Below are 25,776 nucleotides of genomic sequence, written 5' to 3'. Positions count from 1 at the left end.
ATTTTTAAAAAGATTTAAGTAAGAGTTTTTTCAATAATGGAGATAATAAACTAGGAAGATTTTCTACACCTTCAACAAATATAGAATACTGACCATAGATATTATGAATCGTTTGTTCTATATCTTCTGTTATTGGCTCCTGACTTAAAAATACATTAAAGACTTCAATACCGTATTTTCTTGCATTTTCCACTGCTTCATAAGTATCTATAATACCATCTTGACTGTAATTATATGCAGAAGGTTCCCCATCTGAAAAGACAATTAAAAATCGTTGGTTATGACTGCGTCGAATCAGTCTATCGCTAGCAACGCGTATGGCTACACCATCACGATTATCATCTTGTGGTTCTAGTGCCATAATACGAGGACCATCTTTTTTCATTGTAGAATAGTCATAATGAATGATTTCATCAAAAATATTGGGTTGCTTAGAATCATCAGAGTCGAAAGCATCCTCATTAAATGCAAGTATCTCATGTTTAACATTTAATTCTCGTAATGTTTCATGGAAAAGTACAACGCCTTTTATCGTTTCATCCATTTTGTCATGCATGCTTGCAGAAGCATCAATTAATAAAGTGAACGTTGCATCAAACGATTGACTTAAGTCCTGTTTTTTATAAAATAATTTGTATTGATCATCTATAAACCAATTAATTAAGTCTTTTTGTAGTCGACCTTTAGTTAAATTATGACGTTCATCTTGATGTTCTCTTTCGATTGTCTTTTTAATAATTTTAATTAAATCTTTAATTTCAAATTGAACATCATGTTTAACGTCTTCATATAATTGAAGATATTCAGGTAAAATATCAGGGACTTTCCACTCAATTTCGACATTTTGATTGATACCTTCTAATGCGAATGCACTATTTTGTCCAATAAACCCGCCTTCTTCACGGTCTAATGTATTTTGTGATCCTTTCCCTTTTTTGGTCATCATGTCTGTCATATCATCAGACGAGTCGCCTTCTCTAGCAGTATCATTATCTGCCATAACATCACTATTTTCACCTTCATGAAGTTCCATTTCTAAATAAGCGCCACCTTCAGATTGACTGTCTGCAGATTTAGTTTCAGCTTCTGCCGTAACTGCATCAGTATCTTCTTGTGTTTGATCATGACCATCAGTATTTGCTGCATCTGTACGTTTCAAATCTTCGAATGTTTCAGCTTGAATATCTTCGTATAAATTTTTAGGAATATAATAATATTCGTTTAACATATCTTCTTTCAATAAATCGTCAACTTGATATAATATACGTTCTGCTAAATACATATTGTCTTCTGAAGATTCGTTTTGGAAAAAATTAGGTAAATATTGATACATATTTACTAATACATCATCGAATTTAGGGTGAATTGATGGAATATCAAAGAAGTTTTGATTTATAAAAGCATGTTCTAAATATAAAAATAATAAGTCTGTATAAAGTGTTTTTGTTTTGTATACATTAATTTGTGATTCAGTAAATGTGAGTCTAGTTTTCAATCGTAAATCAATATATTTTGCTGTGCTTGGTCGCATAGTTTTGATTTCATTAAAAATGCGCATATCTTCCAATAATTTGAATAATTGTTGGAAAAATTTAGGATGATTAAATTCATCGTTATGAAGTACTTCGTTAGTAATATCTACATCCATCATATAATATCCATAAGCAGCTAACATAACATCCGTTTTTAGACCTGCTTCTTCAACAGGCTTTGAGCGGTGTGACCAAAACCAACTGGTAATTAGTGTATTGTTAAATGGATTATAAAAAGGGAATTTTTGAATTTTGACTTGCGTTTGTTCATTTTTTAAAAGTAAACGAGCTAAGTCTTGCAACATCATAACCTGTTTAGCATCTAATTGTTCATCATTAAATTTTATGAAACGGTCGCTCATAATAATCCCTCTCTAAAAGTTTAGTTCTATTGCGTTAATAATTGCTTGTTGTTCTCTTTCGTCTTCTAGTTTATCAATGATGGTACGTTTGATAGCACGTTCAATTGGCATTACTGTTATTAAATCACTTAAATCAATGAGGGCACGAATACTGGCTGCTTCTTCAGAAATTTGACCCTGTTTTGACATCGTGCGTAGATCTTCATTGAACTTAATAATTTGTTTGATGATGGCATCATCTTGTAAACGACTTTGCTCTTTAATAACGTTGCTAAGAATGTCTCCATCAATATAATCAACTTGGATAACTACGAAACGGTTTTTAAGTGCTTCGTTCATCGGTAATGTACCGACATAGCCTTCATTAATTGCTGCAATAACGTTGAATCCAGGTTTAGCTTGAATCACTTCACCTGTAAATGGATTCGTAATTCGACGACGATAGTCTAATACACCATTAAGAATTGGTAATGTTTCGGGTTTAGCCATGTTAATTTCATCAATATATAGAATATGGCCTTCTTTCATTGCTTTGATTACTGGTCCATCTATAAATACTATTTCTTGATGACCTTGTTCGTTAGTTTTAATTGTTTTAAAGCCTAATAAACTTTCAGCATCTAAATCAACTGAACAGTTAACTTGATACATTGGTGTATCTACAACTTCACTTAATGTTTCGGCAAGTTTAGTTTTACCAGAACCTGTAGGCCCTTTTAATAATATATTTTTATTTAAATCAAATAGTGCTTTCGCATCGTTAAATACGGAAATATCTGAGTTTTTATATTGTGATTGTGCCATTATTTGCATGCTCCTTTTTAATATGAAAAAGACTAAGACATGTGGGTTGTACTTTCCAATTGTCTTAGTCTTGTTGACTATTGTTTTATCTACTTTTAGTAAAGTTAACTTAAGATTTTTATGAAATTAAACTTCTTTAAAGTATGTTTTATAATAGCCACCAACTAAACCAGAATTATCAATGATTTGATAATATTCTTCTGTTTCATTTATTACATCATATTGCTTACCAACAGTTAACATATCAGATACAGTGAATTTTTTAGCATCTGTATTTGTAACCTCAACTTTTTTAATAGGTGTGCGTTCTTTCCATGTTTCATGTAACATTTATTGTTCCCTACCTTTATGAATATTTAAGTTATTTATCTAGTGTGTATATAAATGAAATACCACTATTTTCAGTGATTCTTAATGATTCGGAATCATCTTGTTGTAATGTCTGATATGGAATGCCAATATCTTCTAAAGTTTGTTTCGCATTTTCAAAATCAGATTTACTATTTGTTGAAAATTCAACCTGTTCTATCATTTCATTATCTTGATTAGTAATGTCACTCTCTGCTTCATACAAATGAAGCTCACCTCCAAGTCCACCTTCACCAATTTTAAATACTTGAATGGCCTGAGTAGCTTCTTCAGAAGGAAGATATTCAGCAAATATATGTAAACCAAATACTTTATTAAGAATTGAAGCTGTAATAGATAATTCATTAACTTTAAGAATAACAGGACCTAAGCCTTGAATTTGATGTAATGGGTTCACAGTACTATCAAATGATGGCATACCTAAAGGGACACCTGTATTATGTTCGTTAGAATAGATATCAAACAATTGTTGGTTATGATCCTCAAAGTTAAAGTGCATATTACCATTGAGTTCAGTAATTGAGCTAAAAGATATTTGATGTTGATTTAATATATCTTGATATTCATCCAAACCAGAATCTGACGGTGTTCTTAAACCTACACTATCTATATGTGAGTTTTGATAGTCATTGTTTGGAACTTCAACAAAGTGTATACGTGTTCCTGGATTTAAATCAGCATCGCCAAATCTTAATGCGTTGTCGCCTTTCTCAGATGAATTTAAACCTAATATATTTTCGAATAATTCTTTCGTTTTAGATAAGTCACTTGTACCTAACGTGACGCTTCTAATTCCGCTCATCTACTGACACCCCTAATCATTTATCTTTACTCTATTATTATAACGTATTTTAACCGTGATTTATATGATGAACTCTAAGAGAAAATGACTTGAAACGTATATAAATTTCAAAATTCTCACCATGTGTAAAGTGGTTTGTAATTAATTTTTCATATTTGAACAAAAATTCATTTTGGTATTATCGAGAAAGTATATTAAAATGTAAATATAGAGATTAGTGAAGGAGGCATATCATATGTCCAGTATGTGGATTATATTTGCAATTACTGTATTAATTGCTGTTTATTCAGGTATACAAGTTTTTACAAATTTACAAAATAAACAAAAACCAAGTTTTAAATATTTTCTAATTGCTTTTGTTGTGTTTCTTATTTTAGCAATTATTGAAGTCTTCATGCTTTATTAAAATATAATTATAAAACGTCCTAATCTTTGAATGATGTTAATAGCGACATAGTAAGCTATGCTTTTAACAGTTAAATTCAAACAGTATTAGGACGTTTTTTTATTTACTTATTGAATTAATACAAATTTCCATACGATTTATTAAATATCGTTGATACCTTTTTCAGGATTCATTTTCATTTTATTAGTAAGTTGTTTTAAAAGCCAACCTCCAATTGCACCATAAATAGATACTTAAGGGTTAGATAAAATTGTCCAATCAATTGTCATATACATACCTCAATTATATTATTAGTTTTTATATTAAAAATTATGTATTTATATAAAGTATTTATGACGAGACTCCTGAGGGAGCAGCGCCAGTCGAAGACCAAGTGAGACGGCACCCTAGGAAAGCGAAGTCATATAATACGAAGTATTGGATATAAAAATAGCAGTAAGGTGATTTCATTTTATAAGTCACCTTACTGCTATTTTGTTTCAAACTAATTTTAAGATATAAATCTTAAAATTAAGATTCTAATAATAAATCTTCAGGATTTTCAATTAATTCTTTAATTGTTTTTAGGAATCCTACTGCTTCTTTACCATCGATGATTCTGTGGTCATAACTTAAAGCAATGTACATCATTGGACGATTTTCAATTGTATCTTTATCGATTGCAATTGGACGTGTAATGATTGAGTGCATACCTAAAATTGCAGCTTGGCTACCATTAATAATTGGTGTACTCATCATTGAACCGAAGATACCACCATTAGTAATAGTAAATGAACCGTTAACCATATCGTCTAAGCCTAATTTTTTGTCGCGTGCTTTAACAGCTAAGTTTGCGATTTCTTCTTCGATTTCAGCGAAGTTTTTCTTATCACAATCTCTTACGAATGGTACTAGTAATCCATCTTCAGTAGAAACGGCAATACCAATATCATAGTATTGTTTAGTAATCATGTCTTCGCCATCAATTTCAGCGTTAACTTCAGGATATTTTTTAAGTGCAGCTACTGCAGCTTTAGTGAAGAATGACATGAAACCTAATTTAGTACCATCGTGATCTTTAATGAATTGTTCTTTCTTACGTTTACGTAAATCCATAACGTTAGTCATATCAACTTCATTGAAAGTTGTTAACATTGCTGTGTTATTAGATACTTCTAATAATTTTTTAGCAGCTGTTTTCTTTCTACGTGACATTTTTTCACGAATAACTGGTTTAGATGGTTTGTCGCTTGATTTTTTAGCTTCATTACCAGAAGGTTTGTTATCACTTTGTGATGATTGTTGTTGGTTTTGATTGTTATTAATATCTTCTTTTCTTACAACGTCGTTTGATTTTCCAGCCACTTCGTTTAAGTCAACGCCATTTGCACGTGCATGACGACGCGCTGAAGGTGTTGCTTTAACAAATTGGTTATTAGATGAATCATCTTGTGATTGATCAGATGATTGATTATTATCATTTGATTGTTGAGTTGTTTCTTTAGCTTGTTGATCGTCTTTATTAGTTTCATCATTATTTTGTGGAGTTTGATTGTCTGATGAACCACTTGAAGCATTACCACTTCCTTCACCAACAACTGCGATAGCTTGACCTACTTCAACTGTGTCGCCTTCGTTAGCAAGTTGTTCTGATAATACACCTGCTTCTTCTGATACAACTTCTACGTTAACTTTATCTGTTTCTAATTCAAGAATAGCTTCACCTTTATCTACGCTATCTCCAACATTTTTTAACCATTCTGCAATGGTACCTTCTGTAATTGATTCTGCTAATTCTGGAACTTTAACCTCTGGCATTTTATTTTTCCCCCTATTTATTTAGTAATGCTACTTTCAATAATATTATTTTGAACAAGTTTGTGGATTTCACCGTCACCTTCAGCTGGTGCTGCCCTTTGGATTCTTCCATGATAACTTAAATTATATTTATCGCCAACAAGTGATTTAAGGTATGGATAAACGAATAACCATGCACCTTGGTTTTTAGGTTCTTCTTGTACCCAAGACACTGTCTCAAGGTTTGGTAATTCATCGAAAATAGCTTTAATTTCATCTTCTGGGAATGGATATAATCTTTCGACAGCTACAAGTAATACAGACTCATCTGGATTTTTAGCTAAATATTCTTTTAAGTCTATAAATACTTTACCTGACGCTAAAATAACTTTTTTCACTTTATTTGCATCATATTCTTCAGCAAGAACTGGTTGGAAACCACCAGATGTAAACTCATTAATTGGTTTAGCCACTGTTTTATTACGTAATAAACTTTTAGGTGACATTACAATCAATGGTCTCATTTCTTCAGAATCTAAACTTGCTGCTTGTGCACGTAATAAATGGAAGTAGTTACTTGCACTTGATAAATTAACTACAGTACTGTTATTTTCAGCTGCAAGTTGTAAAAATCTTTCAAGACGTGCTGATGAATGTTCTGGACCTTGTCCTTCATAAGAATGTGGTAAGAACAATGTTAAACCTGAACGTTCGCCCCATTTTGCACGTGCGCTTGATAAGAAGTTATCAAACATCATTTGAGCCATGTTTGAGAAGTCCCCGTATTGTGCTTCCCAAATATTAAAGCTACCTTTATTTTCAATATTATAACCATATTCGAAACCTACAACTGCTGCTTCTGATAATGGTGAATTATGAATGTCGAATGTCGCTTTTTGGTCAGGTACATGATGTAACGGAGTATATGTGTCCCCATTTTCTTCATCGTGTAGTACCGCATGACGGTGACTGAATGTACCTCTTTCACTATCTTGACCAGTTAATCGAATTGACGTTCCATCTTGTAAAATTGTAGCAAAAGCAAGTTGTTCAGCTTGAGCCCAATCAACTAAGCCATCTTCTTTTTCAAATGGTTCTCTACGTTTTTCAAGAACTTTATTTAGTTTTTTCAGAACGTTGAAACCTTCAGGATAAGTTAACATTGCATCATTGATTTCTTTTAAGTGATCGAATGAGAATTCTTTATCATCACTTTGCAATGGTTGTTGTAATGCCTCAGGTTTTTCCATATCTGGATTATCCATTTTATCTGATTTGTCGATTTTGTCATGCGCTGCACGCATTTCTTTTTGAACGTTATCAATGATTTGATTCATTTCGTCTTCACTGATAATGCCTTCTTCGACTAATTTCTTACCATAAACAAGTTCTACAGAATCATGCTTGCGGATATTGTGATATGGTAATGGATTTGTGATAGATGGTTCATCCATTTCATTATGTCCATAACGTCTGTAACCAACTAAATCAATTACGACATCTTTGTGGAATTCTTTACGGAATTCCATTGCAATATCAATCGCTTCGATTGTTGCTTCTACGTCATCAGCATTAACATGTAAAATTGGCACGTCATAGCCTTTTGCAACGTCAGTAGAATATGTTGTTGAGCGACCATCTGTTGGTTCAGTAGTGAAACCAATTCTATTATTTGTAACGATGTGCAATGAACCACCTGTAGAATAACCTTCAAGATCTCCTAAGTTCATTGTTTCAAAGTTAATACCTTGACCTGGATATGCAGCATCACCATGAATAATAATTGGCATCGCTCTATGGAAGTCAGTTTGTGGTGCACCGGCTTGTTGAGTATTATCTTGGGCAGCACGCGTACGACCTTCAACAACGGGTGCTACAATTTCCAAATGACTTGGATTATTTGCTAGAGCAATTCGTTGTTCAATACCGTATGAGTCAGTTGTTTTAATACCGCCTAAGTGATATTTAACATCGCCTGTCCAACCAGCTGTTAGTTCTAAACTACCGTCTTCTGGTAAGAACTTCATTGGATCAGTATGCATGAATTCTGAAATCATCATTTCATAAGGTTTTTCTAAAACGTGAGTCAATACATTTAATCGACCACGGTGTGCCATACCAATTTGAATATTAGTAATACCTTCTTCACCAGCACGAGTGATTGTTTGTTGTAACATTGGAACTAACGTATCAACACCTTCGATTGAAAAACGTTTAGCACCTACAAAGTTTTTGTGTAGATATTTTTCGAATCCTTCTACATGAGCTAATTTGTTAAATAATTCTGTTTTTTGTTGATTATTTAATGTAGCTTTGTAAGGTGTTTCGATACGGCGTTTTAACCATACACGCTCTTTATTATTATTAATATGCGTGTATTCAAACGCAATTGGTCCTTTGTATCTTTTTTCCATACGAACAATGGCTTCATAAGCATTATCGTAAATATCAGTAAAATGTTCTGATACGATTCCAGCTGAAATGTTTTCCAAAGTGGCTTGGTCTAAATCGAAATCTTCTATTTCTAATTTAGGAATATGTTTACGCTCTGGAGGATTGACTGGATAAATATCTGCTTTTAAATGTCCGTATTGTCTAATATTATCGATTAATCTCATGACACGTTTAATTGTGCTGTCACCAGATTGTGAACCACCGCCATTTGCGGCTGGTTTAGCCTCGATATGAGCTTCCCCTGTTTGAATTGTACTAAATAGGACTTGTAAATCTTCGGGTACTGATGAAGGATCTTGTAGATAATCATCATATAAATCTAGCATTAACCCTAGATTTGCGCCGAAGTTTACAGGTGCCTCTGTAACTTCTCTCTTGTCCTTTGTCATATTACACCCTCCACAAAAATGTTGAAACGCTTACAACACAATAATAGCATTATTTCAAATTTTGTTAAAGTGGATTTACCTATTATTGTAAAAAAACAGAACCAAGATAATTTTGGTTCTGAATTAATTGAAATATATGAATTGATTGGGTGAACGGTTGCTTAATATACATTTTGAATTTAAATAGTTAAATATAAAAATCAATGATATAAAGTCAACGTTTAATGATTTGTTTTTAGAAGATAATTCTAAAGGTTGTAAATTGATTGACTTCACTTTCGACTTGAATGAATCCACCATTTAATTGAACAATTTTATCAGCAATTGATAAGCCTAAGCCATTACCACCTTGACTACGTGCACGTGATTTATCAACACGGTAGAAACGGTCGAATATAAATTCTAAATCTTGTTTAGGAATACCAAGACCATGGTCAGTGATTTCAATACTCGTTTGTTTATTTTTTAATTGAGTGCGTATTTGGATATATTTATTTTCATTATCATATTTCATCGCATTATCAATAAAAATTAAAATGAGTTGCTCAAATTGATGTCGATTCATTTGAAGTTTAATCGGTTTCTCATCTAAATCGATATCGAAAGTATAATCAGGATGTAATTGTTTTAAAGATTTAACTCTAGATAATATTTCAGAATTAATATCTACAAGTTCTTCTTGAGATTGTCCGCTATTTACATTATCTTTTGTTAATAAAAGTAATTCTTCTACAAGTTTAGTAATACGATTCATTTCTTCAAGTGAAATATTAAGAGATTCTTCTAATACTGCAGGATCTTTTTTCCCCCATCTTTGAATCAAGTTTAAATGACCTTGGATAATTTGTAGTGGCGTTCTAAGTTCATGAGACGCATCTTCCACAAATTGACGTTGCTGATTAAAAGATTCTTCAATATGAAACATCATTTCATTAAATGTGCATATTAGATTATCTGTTTCTTCGTAATTGGTAGTTAGTTCTAGTTTGTTTTGGAAGCCATCACGTCGAATTTGATTCATCTTATTAGACATTGTGACAATTGGTTTTGTAATTTGAGATGAGAAAATGTAACTCACCATAGCTGTGACAAATGTCGCAATTAAACCAAATGCTATTGCAACAATATATAAAGATTGAACAAGATGTTCATAACTTTCTAATGAATGAACCAATATACTATAACCATCGAACTTTTTGGAATGAATGCGTTCGGTGATGACTAAGTAGTCAACGCCTTTATAATTAACGACTTTTACACGTTCTGGATGTGATAGTCCTACATTTGAAGGTATTGTAGGTAAATTTTCACTAGTTGTTTGAAGTAATTTTTTACCTTTATCATCAAATATAGACACTTCTTGAAAATTCTCTAGTGACGCGTTTAAGTCTAGTGCAGATATATCTTCTGGTGGCTTAGAGTGTAATAAATTGATAATGTCATTGGAACTTTTCTCTGCTTCATCTAATTCACTATTATGTAGTGCTTCTTTCAGAAAAAAGATGATGATTAAACAAAATAGAACAATTGTGACAAACGTAATTAAAGTTGTAATTAACATCCATTTGTATTTGAGTTTTCGTTGTTTCATCATCGTATCACGTACCCAACACCGCGAACGGTTTCAATCACTTTATCTTTACCAAAAGGTTTGAGTTTATTTCTTAAATACCTGATATAAACATCTACTACATTGGTTTCAACTTCAGAATTATAACCCCAAACATGATCTAATATTTGTTCACGTTGTAATACGTGATTTCTATTTTCTGCCAGGATATAAAATAAATCATATTCAGTTTTAGTTAAGTCGAGTTGTGTACCATCAACTGTTACTTCGAATGCTTCTTTATCTAAAACAATACCATTAATATTAATAGTATCCTTTTGAGGTTGGCGTCGCAGAATTGCTCTAATACGAGCAAGTAATTCTTCAATATCAAATGGTTTAACAATATAATCATCGGCGCCATAATCCAGTCCAGCGACTTTATCATAAGTATCACTTTTAGCTGTAATAATAATTATAGGTATGGTTTGTTCTTGACGAATTTGTCTACATATCTCAAGTCCATTAATGTTTGGTAACATCAAATCTAAGATAATAAGATCATATGTTTTATTTAGTGCTTTTTCGAGACCAGTGGCACCATCATTTTCAATATCAACTTGATAATTTTCATGTGTTAATTCAAGTTCGATAAACCGAGCTAAATTTTGTTCATCTTCTACTAATAAAATATTTGTCATTTTTGCACCTCTTAATATGACTATATATGTTTGAAATAAATATTTTGTATGTTATAAATATGTATCATAAATTAATAAATATGTAAAAGTTAATGTGATTATTTTTGTTTATGTCAAAGTGGCCTCATTTCAATGTCTTTTGTTATTAAGTAAAATATAAAAGTATTGTTTATACATCCTACTTTAAAACGTAATAATCTTAGGTAAATTGAAAGAGTTCAACGCATTATTATGTATTGTCATAACGAGTTATGTTGTTAACTAAATTTTATCATACTTTCAATGGTGTTATTATCAGTATTGAGAACTATTTTTGTAGGGATATTTAACCAAAAATGCTTTGGTTGAGGGATTTCTTAATCCTTTTAATAATAAATCATAAAATTTTCAGTATTCTAATTGACAACGATTCTCAGTCGTGTATAATAATAATTGAAAATGATTATCAATACCAAAAAGAACTTTCCCCCCACATATATTTCGTTCTTATGTATTGGTCATTTTCATAATCCCCTTTTATATGCCCGTAAAAGACTAACGTTGGAGACGACGTTCAAATAAAGTAGTAAACCTTTAGACACTTGAGGTTTACTACTTTTTTTACTCCCTCTTACGAATTGATTCGTTAGAGGGAGTTATGCATGAGGAAAGCTCATGCGAACCGAGAAACCTTACGAATTGATTCGTTAGAGGGAGTTATGCATGAGGAAACTCATGCGAACTGAGAAAACTTACGAATTGATTCATTAGAGGGAGTTATGCATGAGAAAAGCTCATGCGAACCGAAGACCCTACGAATTTATTCGTTAGAGGGAGTTATGCATGAGTAAGGCTCATGCGAACCTAGAAACCTTACGAATTTATTCGTTAGAGGGAGTTATGCATGAGGAAAGCTCATGCGAACCGAAGAGTTATTAGAATTCAATCGTTAGAGAATTCTGTAAAAGTTGATTATAATTGATAATGTATTTCAATTAATTGATACGATAAATCTATTGGAGGGATTTTTAAATGTTTATTGCACAAGTTACTTTTTCTACATCAGATGAATCTGCAAAAGAAGTTTTATTAAAAAAAGCCGAAAATGCGAAATCTGATTTTGAAGGATTCGAAGGTTTAATTGATGCTGAAGTATGGAAAAATGAAACAAAATCAAAAATAGAATATTCTATTGTATCAAAATGGGATGAGAAAAAATCATTCCAAAATTGGGTGTCCAGACCAAGTCATGTTGAAGAACATAAAAAAATGAGAAAAGAAGAAAAAGAGCAACAAGACAGTCTCAAAAATAAAATAGAAAAAACTCTAAAACAGTATGAACTTTTTGATTAAAATCTATAGTGAATGATATTAAAAAAAAAGCATTAAGATGACTTTGATTTCAATCATCTTAATGCTCTATTCTTTATGATATTAATATATTACATTGAAAAGTTAGCTAATGTAGTTATCCATTCCTGATGTCCATTAATCATAGGATAAGTGTTGTCACTAGCCATGTCTTTCGCTGGTTTACCAATTTGTGATTCTTGAGTTAAAATTCTTAGTCTGTTATGGGATAATTTTTCAATAAGCCAAGCATGATAAACATCTAAGAATTCATCACCTGTTGCATTATTCCAGCCATGCCATGCGATTCTTGCAATATTATCTTCAACCATACATTCTTCAACTTCAGCTTCTATATCAAAACCGAATGTTTTAAATTTAAAACGTGTATTTTGTTTTAAAACTGGAGAATCTTGATTATACATATAAATATCGCTACTATTTGAATAGTAATTTTCCCATTTAGAAGTGTTTAATAAACTCTCTATAACATTATCAAATGATAAATCTTTAACGATGATTTCATTTGAAGCAAAATTATCTGTTGTACCTGGTAACCATTTTTCTGGCCATTTAATTTCATTTAACATTTAAGTCATTCCTTCCCAATTGATTTTAATTAATAGTAGCATTACATATTTAACTTGAGAAGAACGCACTTTAATGTAAGATAGTATCCAAAAGGTAAGTATGGATTAATAGATACTAACTATCTGTTGGCTTAACAATATAATCTCCCATAAACTCCTCTCCCCAATTACACATTTCATTTAAAATATGTTCCAATGTTTTTCCGTAGTCTGTCATATAATATTCTGTTTTAGGAGGTACTTCTGGGTAAATGACCTTTTCAATGAACCCTTCTTTTTGTAGTTCTTTAAGCTGTTGACTTAACATTTTTGGAGAAGCTTGAGGTAGTAATCGTTGGATTTCATTAAAACGTAAAGTATTATTTAGGAGGTACCACAATATAATAGGTTTATATTTTCCACCAATTAAACTAATTACTGCTTCTACTGGACAGTTATATGTTTTATGTGTCATCTTTTCGCTCCTTTCTTAGTTATATACATATATAGAAAAATGAGAGGAATATATCTAATGTTAATTTAGATATATGCCCCTCTAAGTAAAATAGTATCTCTTCAAATTTAAGTGCTTTATAATTTATTGTTTAAGATCAATGTTGATAAAACAATACTAAAGGCTCCGCCTATAATACCAGCGATAATGTCTGTTGGATAATGTACGCCTAAGTATACACGAGATGTTGACACCATTAATATTAGTGAGGCTGCTAAGCCAATAAGTACGCCTTTAGATAAACCTGAATCAGTTCTATTAAGAATATAAATGATACTACCAAAATAAGAAGTAGATCCCATTGCATGACCGCTTGGGAAACTAAAACCAGTAATATCGATTAAACGTAATAACGTTGGTCTTTCTCTATCAAAGATGTTTTTTAATACAGGGTTTAAAATACTAGATAAACTCATCACAATTACAAAAAAGAGTGTTTCTATTCTTAAACGTTTTAACATTAAATAAGCGATTAGTATTAAAGATAAACATACCATTGCCCAAACTTCACCGAGTTTTGTTGCACCTAACATAATAGATGTAGTGATGAAGCTTTCTGAGGCATAAATGAACTCATATACTTCATTATCAATCCACTTACCTAATCGAGATTCGTGAAAGAATGCAATGATACCGAATATCAAAGTAAAAATGATAAGTAATGAAATTCGTTTTAATCGACTCATTGCAATATTCCCCCTATTGATTCAAAGCATCTTTGATAATTTTATCGTATATATCTTCTTTAGTGTAACTTTCTTTGTAAGTTTGCATTTGTTTAATGATGTCATCACGGTTAGATTCGATATGGTTAAGTTCTTGTATCAATCTTACTTGTGTAAGTTCATCTTCAGGAATAGCTCGACCATAACCTTTAGTTTCGAAGTTTTTCGCATTATCTATTTGATCACCACGGGATTGATCTAAACCTAAAGGAATTAATAACATTGGTATTCTTAATGTTAAAAATTCATATATTGCATTTGAACCTGCACGACTGACAACAGTATCAGTAATAGCTAATAAATCAGTTAAATCATCTTTAACAAATTCAAACTGTATATATCCCTCTTTATTTATTGAATTATCTACTAATCCTTTACCTGTAAGATGAATAACTTGATATAGTTGTAATAAAGCTTCTAAATTTTCTCTTATAGCGTCATTTAATTTTTTACTTCCTAAACTACCACCCATAACAAGTAACACTTTTTTGTCTTGTTTAAAATCAGTTAATTGGTAACCACGTTGTTTATCACCTTGTTTTAAATCTTCACGTACTGTTGCGCCAACAAAGTCTGCTTTGTCTTTAGGTAAGTAATTTAATGTATCTTCAAATGTTGTATAGATTTTTTTAGCAAATTTCAATGCAATTTTATTGGCTAAACCTGGTGTTAAATCTGACTCATGAATGATTGTAGGAATTTTTAAAGAACGAGCTGCAATCACTACTGGTACAGAAACAAACCCACCTTTAGAAAATAATAAATCTGGCTTTTGTTTTTTTAGAATTTTGCGAGCATCTAAAACACCTTTTAAAACTTTAAAGATGTCTTTAGCATTATCAAATGATAAATAGCGTCGTAATTTACCACTAGAAATTGGATAATATGGAATATTTGGTAATTGAGATTCAATCATTTCCCTTTCTATTCCAGATTTTGATCCAATATAAAAAGCTTCATCGCCTTTGTCTGTTGCAGTTGGAATCAGACTTAAGTTAACTGAAACGTGTCCAACTGTTCCTCCACCTGTAAATGCGATTTTAGTCATAAATATAACCTCTATTCTTATATGTTTTTATAATATGCGTAAAATGGTGCACCGCGATCGAAAGGATGATAATCAATTTCGGCTTCGCCCACTTTTGTAAAGCCAAATTTTTCGAATAATCCTTGAGCTGGTTTATTAAGTGCAAATGTATCAGTCAAAATGACATGAACACCGTGCTCTTCTGTCATATCTACTGCAAATTGGAATAATTCAGTAGCAGCACCTTTATAAGACTGAGAACCAGCTAAACGGTGTATCACATATGCCCCTTTACGATCAATAGGCCATTCTAGTTCATCATACCATTCTGATTGATTTTGGTCGATGACAATAAAACCATAAATTTCATTATCAACATCTAATACATAAAGTGTTTCAGATTCGATATCTTCTTCAAAATGTTCAGTGACAGGGTATTTGTCATCCCACTGATTATTGTTGAATTTCTCCATAATTTCTTTTGCTTCTTCTACTAAATTCTCAATACTTGAAAGATCATTTTTTGTTGCTAATCTAATCATAATCTAAAACACCTCTTTGTATTTATAGTTATAGGTTAAAAAGCTTTCATCATTTAATTCACATATTTTCATCTTTTTAAACTTATTTCAACTTCTTGATTAATTTATCTAAAACTGTGTCATTTTTATTAGATTTTTCGACTAATTTTAGAGTGAATTTATCATTTGTTTCTTTATCAAATTCACCTGTTACTTTTAAATTGTTGTCTTCTTGGAATTTCTTAATAGCCGATTCTAAGCTTGAATCAAATGTTTTAGATTCGTTATCAACTTTGAATCCTAATGCAGTTAACCCAATTTTCATTGTTTTAACATGCTTGCTTTCATCACCGATTTTATATGTTTTCTTATTAGGTATGACATTTAGAGATTGATATTTTGGAGTTTCTATTTTTACATCTGGTTGAATACCTTTACCATGAATATAATGGCCATCAGGTGTTAACCATTTCATTTCTGTATATTTCAATAGTGAACCATCATCAAATTCACGTGTTGTTTGAACAATACCTTTACCAAATGATTTAGAACCATAGACTTTAGCTTTGTGATAATCTTTGAGTGCGCCAGTGAATACTTCTGATGCACTTGCTGAACCTTCATTAATTAGGATTGAAACTTTCATGTCTTTAGCTTCTTTTAATGGGTCATTTTCTGTTTTAAGTTGTTGTTTGTCATCACCTTTTTGAAGTTGGACAACGGTTTTGTCTTTATCTATGAAAATATTTGCCATTTTCACAGCCTCATCTAATAACCCACCTGGATTGTTACGTAAATCTAAAACAATATCTCGTACACCTTGTTTGTGTGCTTTCTTGACAGCATTTTTAAGTTCGCCAGAAGTATTGTTTTGGAATTTATTAATTGTGATTACGCCAACATTATCTTTCTTCTCATATTCAACACTTTTAACATGAATAGTATCACGTTTAATTGAAATATCTTTTTCTACTGAGCCTCGTTTAATCGTTAAGACTACTTTTGTTCCTTTTTTACCTCTAACCATTTTGACGACTTCATCTAGTGGCTTATTCTTTATTGATTTATGATTAACTTTTGTAACAACATCTTTCGGTTTGATCCCTGCTTTTTCCGCTGGGGAGCCTTTCATAGGGCTAGTAATACTAATTTGATCGTTTTTCTTTTGCATTTCAGCGCCTATACCGACAAAATCACCGGACACACCTTCATTGAATGATTTCGTTTGTTCTTTAGTCATATATTCTGAATAAGGATCTTTTAATTCTTTAACCATACCGTCTATAGCTGCTTGTGATAGTTTGTCAGATTTTTGTTTTTTATAATAATCTTTATTTAAAGTTTTATACACATATTCAATCTTATGTAAATTTGCACGTTGTTCCTTATTTAAACCACTCATTTGATGACTAATTAGTATTGTTGTTGCAACGGTAATAGCCGCAGTTATAACGATAATACCAATTAGTAATGTAATCAGTTGCCATAATTTAAGATTAATTTGTTTTTTTGGTTTATCTTTCTTCTTATTTTGTATTGAATTTTGTTGCTCATCTGTCGTTTGATCGTCTTTATTATTAGTCACATAATCACTCCTTTTAAAAATGGCGACAATTCAATTTGATGTCTTTGAGTGAAACATCTTTATGATAACTTTATCTTTATTTTAAATTCAATTTAATACATTTAATCATTTGCTTTCAAAATGATACTTACAGTATGTATGGATTATTCTTCAAAATCAACTGAAATATAACATGATAAAGTTAAAAAGAATTTAAAATAAGCCTGTAACAAAATTCTATTGTCACAGGCGATAAATACATAATTATTAAAATTTAAGCCATTCAGTATATTCTTCATATAAATCATCGAAGACTGACATAGATAGAGTAAAATCACCATGAGTTTCGATATATTCAGATAGTTCGTTGAAATCATTCTCATGGCGTGGGAATGCTAAATCTTCAAATATTTGTTCAGCCAATTTCCCTTTATCATCTTTTCTACCTCTAACTGTCATAGCGAACTGATAAAATGAATAATTTTTCATTAGTTCATTGTCACATCAATGACTTTTGTTTCACCTTTAACTGCTGCTTGAACATCATCAAAATGAATTGATGCTGCTTGATCAGAATTAGTAATAATTACAGGAGAAATAACTGATTTTGCATTATTTTTAATGTATTCAACATCGAATTTGATAATTGGATCTCCAACTTTAACATTGTCACCACTATCTACTAATACTTCAAAACCTTCACCGTCTAATTGAACAGTATCTAATCCGATATGAACTAATAATTCAAGTCCATTTTCAGCTTTTAGACCAATAGCATGTTTTGTAGGGAAAACATTATCTACTGTACCTTCGATTGGTGATACCACAGTACCCTCTGTTGGGTTAATACCAAATCCTTCGCCCATCATTTTCTGAGCAAATACTGGGTCTGGAATGTCTTCGATTTTAACGTATTCACCTGATAATGGTGAATAAACTTGAATATTTTTATCTACTTCTTTACTTTTACCGAATAATTTTTTAAACATTTTGTTCCACTCCTATTTCTCAAAGTGTTGTATTAAGTCACCGTAACCTAATTCTTCTAATTTGTCATATGGTATAAATTGAATTGATGCTGAATTGATACAATATCTTAAACCGCCTTTATCTTTAGGGCCATCGTTAAATACATGTCCTAAATGACTATTTGCATCTTCAGAACGTACTTCGGTTCTAACCATACCAAACGTTTTATCTACTAGCTCGATAATTTCTTCATCGTCGATTGCTTTCGAAAAGCTAGGCCAACCACAATCAGATTCGAATTTCTCTTCTGAAGTGAATAATGGTTTGCCAGACAATTTATCGACATATATACCTTTTTCAAAATGATTCCAATATTCATTTTGAAATGGAGGTTCTGTCCCATTTTCTTGTGTAACAAGATACTCCATATCATTTAGTTCATCTTTATTCTTCTTAATCATGTTGAGACCCCCAATGTGATTCTATAAATGCTTTTCTGCCTGAACCTCGTTGATATTGTTCGTAATGTTCAGGATTTTTCTTATAGTAATCTTGATGATAGTCTTCTGCAAGATAGAAGTTTTTATATGGTTTAACTGGAGTAATAACAGGTTTCTTAAAAATACCTTGTTCATCAATTTGTTGTTTCTTCAGTATTGCAGCTTTACGTTGTTCTTCGTCATGGTAAAAAATGATAGGTTGATAACTTTCACCACGGTCGAAAAACTGACCCCCATCGTCTGTAGGATCAAATGTTTTGAAGTAAACATCTAAAATATTTTCAAATGAAGTTATTTCAGGATCATAGGTAATTTGCACAGCTTCTACATGACCAGTTTGATTAGTACATACTTGCTCATAAGTAGGATTTTCTACATGGCCACCACTATATCCAGAAACAACTGATTTAATACCAGGATATGATGTGAATGGTTTTACCATACACCAAAAACAACCTCCAGCTAACGTTGCATAAGCCATTTGATTGCCTCCTTCCTATTTTGTTAATAATTTACGATATTATATTAAAGAAATAAAGATAAACGCTCAAAAGTTTATAAATATCTATATATTGGATTAGTTTTCGCGAACAACAACCAATCCAATAGCGCCTTTACCTGTATGTGTTGAAATGACAGGTGTTGTAACATTTACATCATAATTATGGAAATTAAAAGCTTCTGTAAATGTATTTTTAACTTTATCTACAAAATCCATGGCATTTGCGTGAGTAATACCTACTGATTTAAGTTTATGATTTTCAATGAATTCAGAAATTTCTTTTTTTAAATAATTGATACTAGTGTTTTGTGTTCGAGCGTTGTGAACGAGTTCCAATTTACCATCATTGAGCGTACCTATAGGTTTGATTTTCATGATATTACCTATAAGTCCTTTAGTTTTACTTATACGTCCACCTTTAATTAATTGATTTAATTGGCCAATTACTACAAATAACTTAGTGTTGTCTTGCAACTTTTTAACACTATCAACAATATCAGATGTTGACGTACCTTCTTCGATAAGTTCAACGATATGTTTAATTTGATAAGCTAGACCGTTAGAAATAGATTTGGAATCAATTACAGTGACATTAGCATCTACCATTTGACTAGCTTGGTAAGCTGTATTATACATACCGCTTAAACCAGAAGATAAATGTATGCTAATAATTTCTACATCATCTTTCCCAAGTTTTTCATAAACGTTAATTATTTCACCGATAGAAGCCTGACTTGTTTTAACATCAGCATCTTGTTCTAAATAGTCAATATATTCCGAAGATGTAATGTCAACTTGGTCAACATAAGATTTACCATTAATTGTAAGATTTAATGGGATGACATGGATTGCGTTTTCTTTTAAATAACTTTGAGGTAAATCTGAAGTAGAATCTGTAACGATAACTTGCTTAACCATAAATAGTCCCCCTATGATTTTTTCCTTATTAAATGTAAAAATGTATGTGGAATAGTATTTTTTTCGTCTAGTTCGCCTTCAACTGAGGACTCAACTTCCCAATCTTCAAAAGTATAACGAGGAAAGAAAGTATCTCCTTGAAACTTACCATTAACCACAGTTATATACATATCGTCTACTTTATCAATCATTTCTTCAAACAAAGTTTGGCCACCGAATATAAACACATGACCTGTTAAATCTTTTATTTCTTCAAAAGAGTGAATAACGTCCACACCTTCAGGATGAAATGACTTATTATTAGTCAAAACAACGTTACGTCTATTAGGTAAAGGTTTGCCTATAGATTCATATGTTTTTCTTCCCATAACTAATGTATGACCTGTAGATAATTGTTTAACATGTTTAAGATCATTAGGAAGATGCCATGGTAATTGATTTTGATAACCTATGACTCTTTGTTGATCATGTGCGACTAAAATAGATAATGTCATTTCATTGTCCTCCTTGATATGTGGGCATTAGTGTATCGATTTCATAAATTAAATGTAACATAAATTGAATACAATTCGTTACTATTAGGTAGTATTTAAGGAAGTTTTCTAAAGATAAATTTGAAAATTTGTAAAATACTTATCAATATTAAGATTAATTTAAAAATTATACTGCAATTGGTGCCTTGATAGCTGGATGAGACTCATAGTTAATTAATTCTATGTCTTCATAGTCGATATCAAAAATAGATTTATCTGAGTTAATTTTGATTTGAGGTGGATTGAAACTATCACGAGAAAGTTGTTCTTGTACAGCATCCATATGATTTGAATAAATATGTGCATCACCAAAAGTATGGACAAATTCCCCAACCTCTAAACCGCATTCTTTAGCTATTAAATGAGTAAGTAAGGCATAGCTTGCAATATTAAATGGAACACCTAAAAAGATATCTGCACTACGTTGATATAATTGACAACTTAATTTTCCATCTTGTACATAGAATTGGAACATCGTATGACACGGAGGTAATGCCATTGTATCGATTTCAGTTGGGTTCCAAGCTGAAACGATATGACGGCGTGAATTAGGATTTTGTTTAATTTGCTCGATAACAGTTTTAAGTTGATCAAAATGGTTGCCATCTTTATCTTCCCAATCTCTCCATTGTTTACCGTATACATTTCCTAAATCACCATATTTTTGTGCGAACGTATCATCAGTTAAAATTTTCTCTTTGAATTTCTTCATTTCAACTTTATATAATTCGTTAAAATCACTATCTTGTAATGAACGATGGCCAAAATTTGTCATATCTGGACCATGATAATCATTAGAATTAACATAATTTTCAAAAGCCCATTCATTCCAAATATTATTATTGTATTTTAATAAATATTGGATATTTGTATCCCCTTTGATAAACCATAATAATTCTGTAGCTACAAGTTTAAACGAAACTTTCTTAGTCGTTAATAAAGGAAAGCCTTTGGATAAATCAAATCTTAGTTGATGACCAAATTTTGAAATTGTGCCTGTATGTGTACGATCATCTCGTTGATTTCCAATGTCTAAGATTTCTTCACAAAGACCGTGATATGCTGCGTCGAATGAATTGAACATGGTTGTATACATCCTTTCTATATTTTATGTAATGAAGTGGAATCCTATTATCTTTCAATAGTCACATTAATATTATTATACTTGTAATTAGACGCATAAAAAAGTATGAAACAAGATATTTGATAAAATTAATGAAGGGTCAATTTTTCTTATTAATAAAAAAGCGATACAGGACACTCAAATTAATATGAGCCTCCCGTATCACTCTAATCAGCATTATTTTGTTTCACAATAATCGTCGAATGCATCTTTTAAATCCATTGCGATATCGTTAATATCTCTACCTTCGATATGTTCTCTAGGCATGAAATGAACGAGATTTTGTCCTTTAAATAATGCGAATGAAGGACTTGAAGGTACTTGTTGAATATATTCACGCATTGTTTCAGTAGCTTCTTTATCTTGTCCTGCAAAGACAGTTACTTTATGAGTTGGTTTAGCTTCATTTTGTTCAGCAACTGCTACTGCTGCTGGGCGTGCTAAACCTGCTGCACAACCACAAGTAGAATTAATAACAACAAATGTTGTATCGTCTTCATTTACATTATTCATATATTGATTTACTGATTCACTAGATTCTAAACTTTCAAACTGATGATCTGTAAGTTCAGAACGCATTTGTTGTGCAAGTTCTTTCATATATTGATCATAGGCATTCATAATTTTATGCTCCTTTTAGTAATTATTAGGATTTATTTCTATTAGCGATTTGTTTCCAAACTGATCCTAGGGCTTCATCCCCATTTTCTATTCTAGAAATGGCCATTTCAATTTGTAATTTAACTTCATACGCTGGATCATTAGCATGTGCTTTTAAGCTATCTAGCTGTTGCTCGTTTCCTTCATCAAAAATAAACATAGCAGCTCTCCAACGAACGATTTTTTGAGGGTCATCTAGTGCTTTTTCCATTTCTGGAAGTGCTTCTTTATAACCTAAGTCACTTAAACAATCCCCTGCAGTTCGTCGTACGGCAGGACTCTTATCGTGTAACCCTTTATAAATATAAGGTAAAATGTCTTTATCCTCAACCATACCTAGTAAAACTACAGCCTCACGACGAAGCGGAATCTTTTCCTCATTTAATGCATAATCTAATAAAGGAATATCGTCAAAAGTCGGCGTTGGAAATGCTTTAAGCATACGTAATTTTTCTTTCCAATCAGAAGCTTGTTGAAATTCAGCTAATGTTACATGTTTATAATGACTTTCGGGGATAACAATATCTGTTTCTAGTGCTTCGTTAACTAATTGTTCTATTCTTGACGCTGGGTATAACGCTAATATTTCTTCATAAACGTCATCCATGACTTCATCTATGTCGCCATATCGTATGCCTAAATTTTCCCATTTTCTTAGAAAAACGACATTATCATTATCTTTTTGAGCTTTTAGCATATTGTCTACATAAAACTCTGGCAATTGTTTACGTTTTTCATCTTGCTGAGTTGATAATTTAATTTGATATGGTATACCCTTAAACATTAATGCTTCTGCCTTAATCTCGCCATAATGTTCATCTGGTTGATACTCTTGATTCTCATTTTTTTCATTATTTAGAGTAGATGTAATTAATGGCAAAACATTCTCCCAATCGGCTTTAGGTTGTTTATCTATAGCTAGAAAATCCATAACATGGAAAATAGACTTAACACCTTCAAGATTTAATAAATCATTAATAAATTGAGGTTGTTGTTCGTTTACCTCAGTATAAGTATTTGATTTATTATCTTGCCTCTTTTCAGATAGAACAATTTTCATAGTATTAGGACTCGGTGTAGGTTCTACACGTAAAATTTCCATAAATGTGTCCCTCCATGAAATTTAATTTAATTATTGGTTGAATTTATCTTCAATTTGAGGAATAAGTGTATTCCAATCAGCTTGATCCTCTTTATCTACAGAGATGAAATCCATAACGTAAAAAATAGATTTCACACCGTCGATGTCGAATAATGCATTGATGAATTCAGGTTGCCCTTCTTGAGCTTCTGTATAAGTATTTGATTTCATATCTTCACGTGATTCATTTAAAGTGATTTTCATAGTGTTGTGGTTTGGTGTTTCTGAAATTGAAACAATTTCCATATTAACTACCTCCTATTGAAGTTCGTTTCCAATTTGTTTGATTTGTTTACCAATTGAACATTCATTGATACAAAAATGATGTGCCTGCGTCTTATTTTCAGTCTTTCTTATATGCGACTTTAATGGACATTGATGACAATACGTAGTCAATAATTGATCAATTCGATTTATAGCTTGTTGTTCGGAATAAGTAAGTATATTCTCAACTCCCTTTAGCTATAGCGTTTATTATGTCGCAAATAAAGAGATACATTTAGTTTTTAATACTACCTCAATCATTCACATGTAAACATTATAGCATTTATTATGGATGGATTAACAATAATCAATTTGCTATTAAGAACCACAAATTTAATTAACGTTACGTATTGCATTAGTAACATTTTTCAAGTAAAATGGTTAAGTTATTTTAGCGGTTTCTAAACACCCGCATTAACAAAATTTAGGAGGAAAAGTATATGTATAATGAAATTTTTGGAATAGCTACGTTTTTAGTAACGTTTATTTTAATGGTAGTGATGTATCGATTGTTTGGTAAACATGGTTTAATAGCTTGGGTAGCAATTGGTACAATTATTGCTAATATTCAAGTCATCAAAACTGTAGAAATATTTGGTATTTCAGCTACTTTAGGTAATGTCATGTTTGCGTCTATTTATTTGGCTACTGATATATTGAATGATATTTATGGAAGAAAGGTAGCTAAACGCGCAGTGTGGTTAGGATTTTCTTCAACATTAGTTATGATTATTGTCATGCAAATGTCATTACATTTCATCCCTGCTCCAGAAGACACAGCTCAAAGCGCATTTCATGCCATTTTTGATGTCGTACCACGAATTGCATTAGGTTCAATCGTTGCATATATTATCGGACAACATATAGATGTGTTTATCTTCTCACTAATTAAAAAAATATTTAGTTCTGATAAAACATTTATTATAAGAGCATATGGTAGTACTGTAATTAGTTCTATCATTGATACTGCCCTTTTCGTATCTATCGCATTTATCGGAAGTTTACCTGGTATGGCAGTATTTGAAATATTCATAACAACATATGTATTAAAACTTGTATCTACTATTTTCAATGTGCCATTTGGCTATATTGCGAAATCATTTTATCGTAAAGGTAAAATTAGTAAATTGGATGAAGGTTATTAATATATAGTGGCCACACGCTTTACTTAATTTATAATTGAGTTGAAGCGTGTTTTTTATTTATATAAATCCATAATTTGATGTTTTTAATTGAAGTATTTTTAAATTACTGTTCTTTTGATTAAAATAGATATTATGATTTAGATTGTAAGGAATTTTGATATAAGCAGGTGTGAAAATGGCAAAAATTAATTTTGACGCAGCGACAAAAGGTAATCCTGGAATGAGTACTTGTGCTATCGTCATTAAAGAAGATGATCAACATCATATTTTCACTCATGAATTAGGTGAAATGGATAATCATAGTGCTGAATGGGCAGCGTGCATTCATGCATTGGAACATGCAAGAGAACTAAAAGTAAGTAATGCCCTTCTATACACAGATTCGAAGTTGATAGCGGATAGTGTTGATGCGGGATATATTAAAAATGCTAAATTTAAACCCTATTTTGAACAATTAGAATTATTGGAAAGAGATTTTGAGTTATTGTTTGTAAAATGGGTTCCTAGAGAACAAAATAAAGAAGCTAACCAACATGCACAACAGGCTTTATTTAAATTGTTAAAGCGTAAATAGTAAAAAGAGGAGCACCGATTGATGAATATTCAATCGGTGCTCCTTCTATTTGAA

General features: G+C 31.4%; 29 protein-coding genes and 1 pseudogene. 4 read left to right on the top strand and 26 right to left on the bottom strand.

The window, feature by feature from the left end:
• Nucleotides 1–4 precede the first annotated feature (4 nt).
• The 4 genes from N524_RS0100580 to N524_RS0100565 all read right to left on the bottom strand — a co-directional run bounded on the left by N524_RS0100580 (nt 5) and on the right by N524_RS0100565 (nt 3,869).
• On the bottom strand, nt 5–1,894 hold the full coding sequence (locus N524_RS0100580; RefSeq protein ID WP_029055359.1) for a vWA domain-containing protein: 1,890 nt from the start codon (nt 1,892–1,894) through the stop codon (nt 5–7).
• Between the two features lie 12 nt (nt 1,895–1,906).
• The gene (locus tag N524_RS0100575) at nt 1,907–2,698 is read right to left on the bottom strand and encodes an ATP-binding protein (protein WP_029055358.1); all 792 of its coding nucleotides are present in this window, start codon (nt 2,696–2,698) and stop codon (nt 1,907–1,909) included.
• Between the two features lie 126 nt (nt 2,699–2,824).
• Nucleotides 2,825–3,028, bottom strand: coding sequence for a DUF6501 family protein (locus tag N524_RS0100570; RefSeq protein WP_002451189.1), 204 nt, complete (start codon nt 3,026–3,028; stop codon nt 2,825–2,827).
• Between the two features lie 31 nt (nt 3,029–3,059).
• Nucleotides 3,060–3,869: a VOC family protein gene (locus tag N524_RS0100565; RefSeq protein WP_029055357.1), complete on the bottom strand. Its 810-nt coding sequence runs from the start codon at nt 3,867–3,869 to the stop codon at nt 3,060–3,062.
• Nucleotides 3,870–4,104: 235 nt separating this feature from the next.
• Here N524_RS0100565 and N524_RS0100560 point away from each other — a divergent pair, with 235 nt between their 5' ends.
• Nucleotides 4,105–4,275, top strand: coding sequence for a hypothetical protein (locus tag N524_RS0100560; protein WP_029055356.1), 171 nt, complete (start codon nt 4,105–4,107; stop codon nt 4,273–4,275).
• A gap of 510 nt (nt 4,276–4,785) precedes the next feature.
• On the opposite strand, the gene sucB is transcribed toward N524_RS0100560, so the two are convergent.
• From sucB to N524_RS13630, 5 genes and pseudogenes are all read right to left on the bottom strand, one after another.
• Nucleotides 4,786–6,072, bottom strand: a complete 1,287-nt coding sequence (gene sucB / locus N524_RS0100555) for a dihydrolipoyllysine-residue succinyltransferase (protein ID WP_029055355.1) — start codon at nt 6,070–6,072, stop codon at nt 4,786–4,788.
• 17 nt (nt 6,073–6,089) lie between these two features.
• Complete coding sequence (locus N524_RS0100550) at nt 6,090–8,894, bottom strand: 2-oxoglutarate dehydrogenase E1 component (RefSeq protein WP_029055354.1); 2,805 nt, start codon at nt 8,892–8,894, stop codon at nt 6,090–6,092.
• 235 nt (nt 8,895–9,129) lie between these two features.
• Nucleotides 9,130–10,488: a HAMP domain-containing sensor histidine kinase gene (locus N524_RS0100545; RefSeq protein ID WP_017638001.1), complete on the bottom strand. Its 1,359-nt coding sequence runs from the start codon at nt 10,486–10,488 to the stop codon at nt 9,130–9,132.
• A complete protein-coding gene (locus N524_RS0100540) occupies nt 10,485–11,144 on the bottom strand; it encodes a response regulator transcription factor (RefSeq protein WP_017638002.1) in 660 nt (219 codons plus the stop codon). Before N524_RS0100540 ends, N524_RS0100545 begins: the two co-directional genes overlap by 4 nt.
• 393 nt (nt 11,145–11,537) lie before the next feature.
• Nucleotides 11,538–11,621: pseudogene (locus tag N524_RS13630) on the bottom strand (hypothetical protein); the annotation flags it as partial.
• A gap of 534 nt (nt 11,622–12,155) precedes the next feature.
• Between N524_RS13630 and N524_RS0100530 the strand changes: the two are divergent.
• Nucleotides 12,156–12,476, top strand: coding sequence for an antibiotic biosynthesis monooxygenase family protein (locus N524_RS0100530; RefSeq protein ID WP_017638004.1), 321 nt, complete (start codon nt 12,156–12,158; stop codon nt 12,474–12,476).
• An 89-nt stretch (nt 12,477–12,565) separates the two neighbouring features.
• Here the strand turns inward: N524_RS0100530 and N524_RS0100525 are convergent, their stop codons facing one another.
• From N524_RS0100525 to N524_RS13080, 17 genes are all read right to left on the bottom strand, one after another.
• Nucleotides 12,566–13,063: a hypothetical protein gene (locus N524_RS0100525; protein ID WP_029055353.1), complete on the bottom strand. Its 498-nt coding sequence runs from the start codon at nt 13,061–13,063 to the stop codon at nt 12,566–12,568.
• A 115-nt stretch (nt 13,064–13,178) separates the two neighbouring features.
• On the bottom strand, nt 13,179–13,517 hold the full coding sequence (locus tag N524_RS0100520) for a winged helix-turn-helix transcriptional regulator (RefSeq protein ID WP_029055352.1): 339 nt from the start codon (nt 13,515–13,517) through the stop codon (nt 13,179–13,181).
• 116 nt (nt 13,518–13,633) lie between these two features.
• Nucleotides 13,634–14,242: a phosphatase PAP2 family protein gene (locus N524_RS0100515; RefSeq protein WP_029055351.1), complete on the bottom strand. Its 609-nt coding sequence runs from the start codon at nt 14,240–14,242 to the stop codon at nt 13,634–13,636.
• A gap of 13 nt (nt 14,243–14,255) precedes the next feature.
• On the bottom strand, nt 14,256–15,329 hold the full coding sequence (locus N524_RS0100510) for an undecaprenyldiphospho-muramoylpentapeptide beta-N-acetylglucosaminyltransferase (RefSeq protein WP_029055350.1): 1,074 nt from the start codon (nt 15,327–15,329) through the stop codon (nt 14,256–14,258).
• Between the two features lie 17 nt (nt 15,330–15,346).
• Nucleotides 15,347–15,850, bottom strand: coding sequence for a GNAT family N-acetyltransferase (locus N524_RS0100505; RefSeq protein WP_017638009.1), 504 nt, complete (start codon nt 15,848–15,850; stop codon nt 15,347–15,349).
• A gap of 82 nt (nt 15,851–15,932) precedes the next feature.
• On the bottom strand, nt 15,933–17,366 hold the full coding sequence (locus tag N524_RS0100500) for a S41 family peptidase (RefSeq protein ID WP_231460172.1): 1,434 nt from the start codon (nt 17,364–17,366) through the stop codon (nt 15,933–15,935).
• Nucleotides 17,367–17,660: 294 nt separating this feature from the next.
• Nucleotides 17,661–17,882 (bottom strand): YozE family protein, encoded by a 222-nt coding sequence (locus tag N524_RS0100495; RefSeq protein WP_017638011.1) that lies wholly within the window; start codon nt 17,880–17,882, stop codon nt 17,661–17,663.
• Nucleotides 17,882–18,382 (bottom strand): PTS sugar transporter subunit IIA, encoded by a 501-nt coding sequence (locus tag N524_RS0100490; RefSeq protein ID WP_017638012.1) that lies wholly within the window; start codon nt 18,380–18,382, stop codon nt 17,882–17,884. The genes N524_RS0100495 and N524_RS0100490 overlap by 1 nt, the downstream gene beginning before the upstream one ends.
• Nucleotides 18,383–18,394: 12 nt before the next feature.
• Nucleotides 18,395–18,823 (bottom strand): peptide-methionine (R)-S-oxide reductase MsrB, encoded by a 429-nt coding sequence (gene msrB, locus N524_RS0100485; protein ID WP_017638013.1) that lies wholly within the window; start codon nt 18,821–18,823, stop codon nt 18,395–18,397.
• Nucleotides 18,816–19,343, bottom strand: coding sequence for a peptide-methionine (S)-S-oxide reductase MsrA (gene msrA, locus N524_RS0100480; protein ID WP_029055348.1), 528 nt, complete (start codon nt 19,341–19,343; stop codon nt 18,816–18,818). Before msrA ends, msrB begins: the two co-directional genes overlap by 8 nt.
• Nucleotides 19,344–19,439: 96 nt before the next feature.
• Nucleotides 19,440–20,282, bottom strand: coding sequence for a DegV family protein (locus tag N524_RS0100475; RefSeq protein WP_017638015.1), 843 nt, complete (start codon nt 20,280–20,282; stop codon nt 19,440–19,442).
• A gap of 11 nt (nt 20,283–20,293) precedes the next feature.
• Entirely contained in the window at nt 20,294–20,776 is a 483-nt protein-coding gene (locus N524_RS0100470; RefSeq protein WP_017638016.1) for a dihydrofolate reductase, read from the bottom strand.
• A gap of 166 nt (nt 20,777–20,942) precedes the next feature.
• Nucleotides 20,943–21,899: a thymidylate synthase gene (locus N524_RS0100465; protein ID WP_017638017.1), complete on the bottom strand. Its 957-nt coding sequence runs from the start codon at nt 21,897–21,899 to the stop codon at nt 20,943–20,945.
• A 216-nt stretch (nt 21,900–22,115) separates the two neighbouring features.
• Nucleotides 22,116–22,559 carry a bacilliredoxin BrxA gene (brxA, locus tag N524_RS0100460; RefSeq protein WP_029055347.1) on the bottom strand — a complete coding sequence of 148 codons (444 nt, stop codon included), beginning with the start codon at nt 22,557–22,559 and terminating at the stop codon, nt 22,116–22,118.
• 25 nt (nt 22,560–22,584) lie between these two features.
• Nucleotides 22,585–23,700: a conserved virulence factor C family protein gene (locus N524_RS0100455; protein WP_029055346.1), complete on the bottom strand. Its 1,116-nt coding sequence runs from the start codon at nt 23,698–23,700 to the stop codon at nt 22,585–22,587.
• Between the two features lie 30 nt (nt 23,701–23,730).
• Nucleotides 23,731–23,985, bottom strand: a complete 255-nt coding sequence (locus N524_RS0100450; RefSeq protein ID WP_017638020.1) for a NifU N-terminal domain-containing protein — start codon at nt 23,983–23,985, stop codon at nt 23,731–23,733.
• 12 nt (nt 23,986–23,997) lie between these two features.
• The gene (locus tag N524_RS13080; protein WP_081581220.1) at nt 23,998–24,183 is read right to left on the bottom strand and encodes a zinc-finger domain-containing protein; all 186 of its coding nucleotides are present in this window, start codon (nt 24,181–24,183) and stop codon (nt 23,998–24,000) included.
• A gap of 260 nt (nt 24,184–24,443) precedes the next feature.
• Between N524_RS13080 and N524_RS0100445 the strand changes: the two genes are divergently transcribed.
• A complete protein-coding gene (locus N524_RS0100445) occupies nt 24,444–25,148 on the top strand; it encodes a queuosine precursor transporter (protein ID WP_017638021.1) in 705 nt (234 codons plus the stop codon).
• A gap of 175 nt (nt 25,149–25,323) precedes the next feature.
• Nucleotides 25,324–25,722: a ribonuclease HI family protein gene (locus N524_RS0100440; protein WP_029055345.1), complete on the top strand. Its 399-nt coding sequence runs from the start codon at nt 25,324–25,326 to the stop codon at nt 25,720–25,722.
• Nucleotides 25,723–25,776: the final 54 nt, after the last annotated feature.

Origin of the sequence: Staphylococcus sp. URHA0057, from assembly GCF_000620265.1 — a bacterium.
Classification (GTDB): domain Bacteria; phylum Bacillota; class Bacilli; order Staphylococcales; family Staphylococcaceae; genus Staphylococcus; species Staphylococcus pasteuri.
Note: the sequence above shows the minus strand (reverse complement) of the source record. Positions and strands in the feature narration are given on the sequence as shown.

What these genes read in the sequence shown, in the direction of transcription:
- N524_RS0100580 (WP_029055359.1), bottom strand. Translation starts at nt 1,894, where the DNA reads ATGAGCGACCGTTTCATAAAATTTAATGATGAACAATTAGATGCTAAA.
- N524_RS0100575 (WP_029055358.1), bottom strand. Translation starts at nt 2,698, where the DNA reads ATGGCACAATCACAATATAAAAACTCAGATATTTCCGTATTTAACGAT.
- N524_RS0100570 (WP_002451189.1), bottom strand. Translation starts at nt 3,028, where the DNA reads ATGTTACATGAAACATGGAAAGAACGCACACCTATTAAAAAAGTTGAG.
- N524_RS0100565 (WP_029055357.1), bottom strand. Translation starts at nt 3,869, where the DNA reads ATGAGCGGAATTAGAAGCGTCACGTTAGGTACAAGTGACTTATCTAAA.
- N524_RS0100560 (WP_029055356.1), top strand. Translation starts at nt 4,105, where the DNA reads ATGTCCAGTATGTGGATTATATTTGCAATTACTGTATTAATTGCTGTT.
- sucB (WP_029055355.1), bottom strand. Translation starts at nt 6,072, where the DNA reads ATGCCAGAGGTTAAAGTTCCAGAATTAGCAGAATCAATTACAGAAGGT.
- N524_RS0100550 (WP_029055354.1), bottom strand. Translation starts at nt 8,894, where the DNA reads ATGACAAAGGACAAGAGAGAAGTTACAGAGGCACCTGTAAACTTCGGC.
- N524_RS0100545 (WP_017638001.1), bottom strand. Translation starts at nt 10,488, where the DNA reads ATGATGAAACAACGAAAACTCAAATACAAATGGATGTTAATTACAACT.
- N524_RS0100540 (WP_017638002.1), bottom strand. Translation starts at nt 11,144, where the DNA reads ATGACAAATATTTTATTAGTAGAAGATGAACAAAATTTAGCTCGGTTT.
- N524_RS0100530 (WP_017638004.1), top strand. Translation starts at nt 12,156, where the DNA reads ATGTTTATTGCACAAGTTACTTTTTCTACATCAGATGAATCTGCAAAA.
- N524_RS0100525 (WP_029055353.1), bottom strand. Translation starts at nt 13,063, where the DNA reads ATGTTAAATGAAATTAAATGGCCAGAAAAATGGTTACCAGGTACAACA.
- N524_RS0100520 (WP_029055352.1), bottom strand. Translation starts at nt 13,517, where the DNA reads ATGACACATAAAACATATAACTGTCCAGTAGAAGCAGTAATTAGTTTA.
- N524_RS0100515 (WP_029055351.1), bottom strand. Translation starts at nt 14,242, where the DNA reads ATGAGTCGATTAAAACGAATTTCATTACTTATCATTTTTACTTTGATA.
- N524_RS0100510 (WP_029055350.1), bottom strand. Translation starts at nt 15,329, where the DNA reads ATGACTAAAATCGCATTTACAGGTGGAGGAACAGTTGGACACGTTTCA.
- N524_RS0100505 (WP_017638009.1), bottom strand. Translation starts at nt 15,850, where the DNA reads ATGATTAGATTAGCAACAAAAAATGATCTTTCAAGTATTGAGAATTTA.
- N524_RS0100495 (WP_017638011.1), bottom strand. Translation starts at nt 17,882, where the DNA reads ATGAAAAATTATTCATTTTATCAGTTCGCTATGACAGTTAGAGGTAGA.
- N524_RS0100490 (WP_017638012.1), bottom strand. Translation starts at nt 18,382, where the DNA reads ATGTTTAAAAAATTATTCGGTAAAAGTAAAGAAGTAGATAAAAATATT.
- msrB (WP_017638013.1), bottom strand. Translation starts at nt 18,823, where the DNA reads ATGATTAAGAAGAATAAAGATGAACTAAATGATATGGAGTATCTTGTT.
- msrA (WP_029055348.1), bottom strand. Translation starts at nt 19,343, where the DNA reads ATGGCTTATGCAACGTTAGCTGGAGGTTGTTTTTGGTGTATGGTAAAA.
- N524_RS0100475 (WP_017638015.1), bottom strand. Translation starts at nt 20,282, where the DNA reads ATGGTTAAGCAAGTTATCGTTACAGATTCTACTTCAGATTTACCTCAA.
- N524_RS0100470 (WP_017638016.1), bottom strand. Translation starts at nt 20,776, where the DNA reads ATGACATTATCTATTTTAGTCGCACATGATCAACAAAGAGTCATAGGT.
- N524_RS0100465 (WP_017638017.1), bottom strand. Translation starts at nt 21,899, where the DNA reads ATGTTCAATTCATTCGACGCAGCATATCACGGTCTTTGTGAAGAAATC.
- brxA (WP_029055347.1), bottom strand. Translation starts at nt 22,559, where the DNA reads ATGAATGCCTATGATCAATATATGAAAGAACTTGCACAACAAATGCGT.
- N524_RS0100455 (WP_029055346.1), bottom strand. Translation starts at nt 23,700, where the DNA reads ATGGAAATTTTACGTGTAGAACCTACACCGAGTCCTAATACTATGAAA.
- N524_RS0100450 (WP_017638020.1), bottom strand. Translation starts at nt 23,985, where the DNA reads ATGGAAATTGTTTCAATTTCAGAAACACCAAACCACAACACTATGAAA.
- N524_RS0100445 (WP_017638021.1), top strand. Translation starts at nt 24,444, where the DNA reads ATGTATAATGAAATTTTTGGAATAGCTACGTTTTTAGTAACGTTTATT.
- N524_RS0100440 (WP_029055345.1), top strand. Translation starts at nt 25,324, where the DNA reads ATGGCAAAAATTAATTTTGACGCAGCGACAAAAGGTAATCCTGGAATG.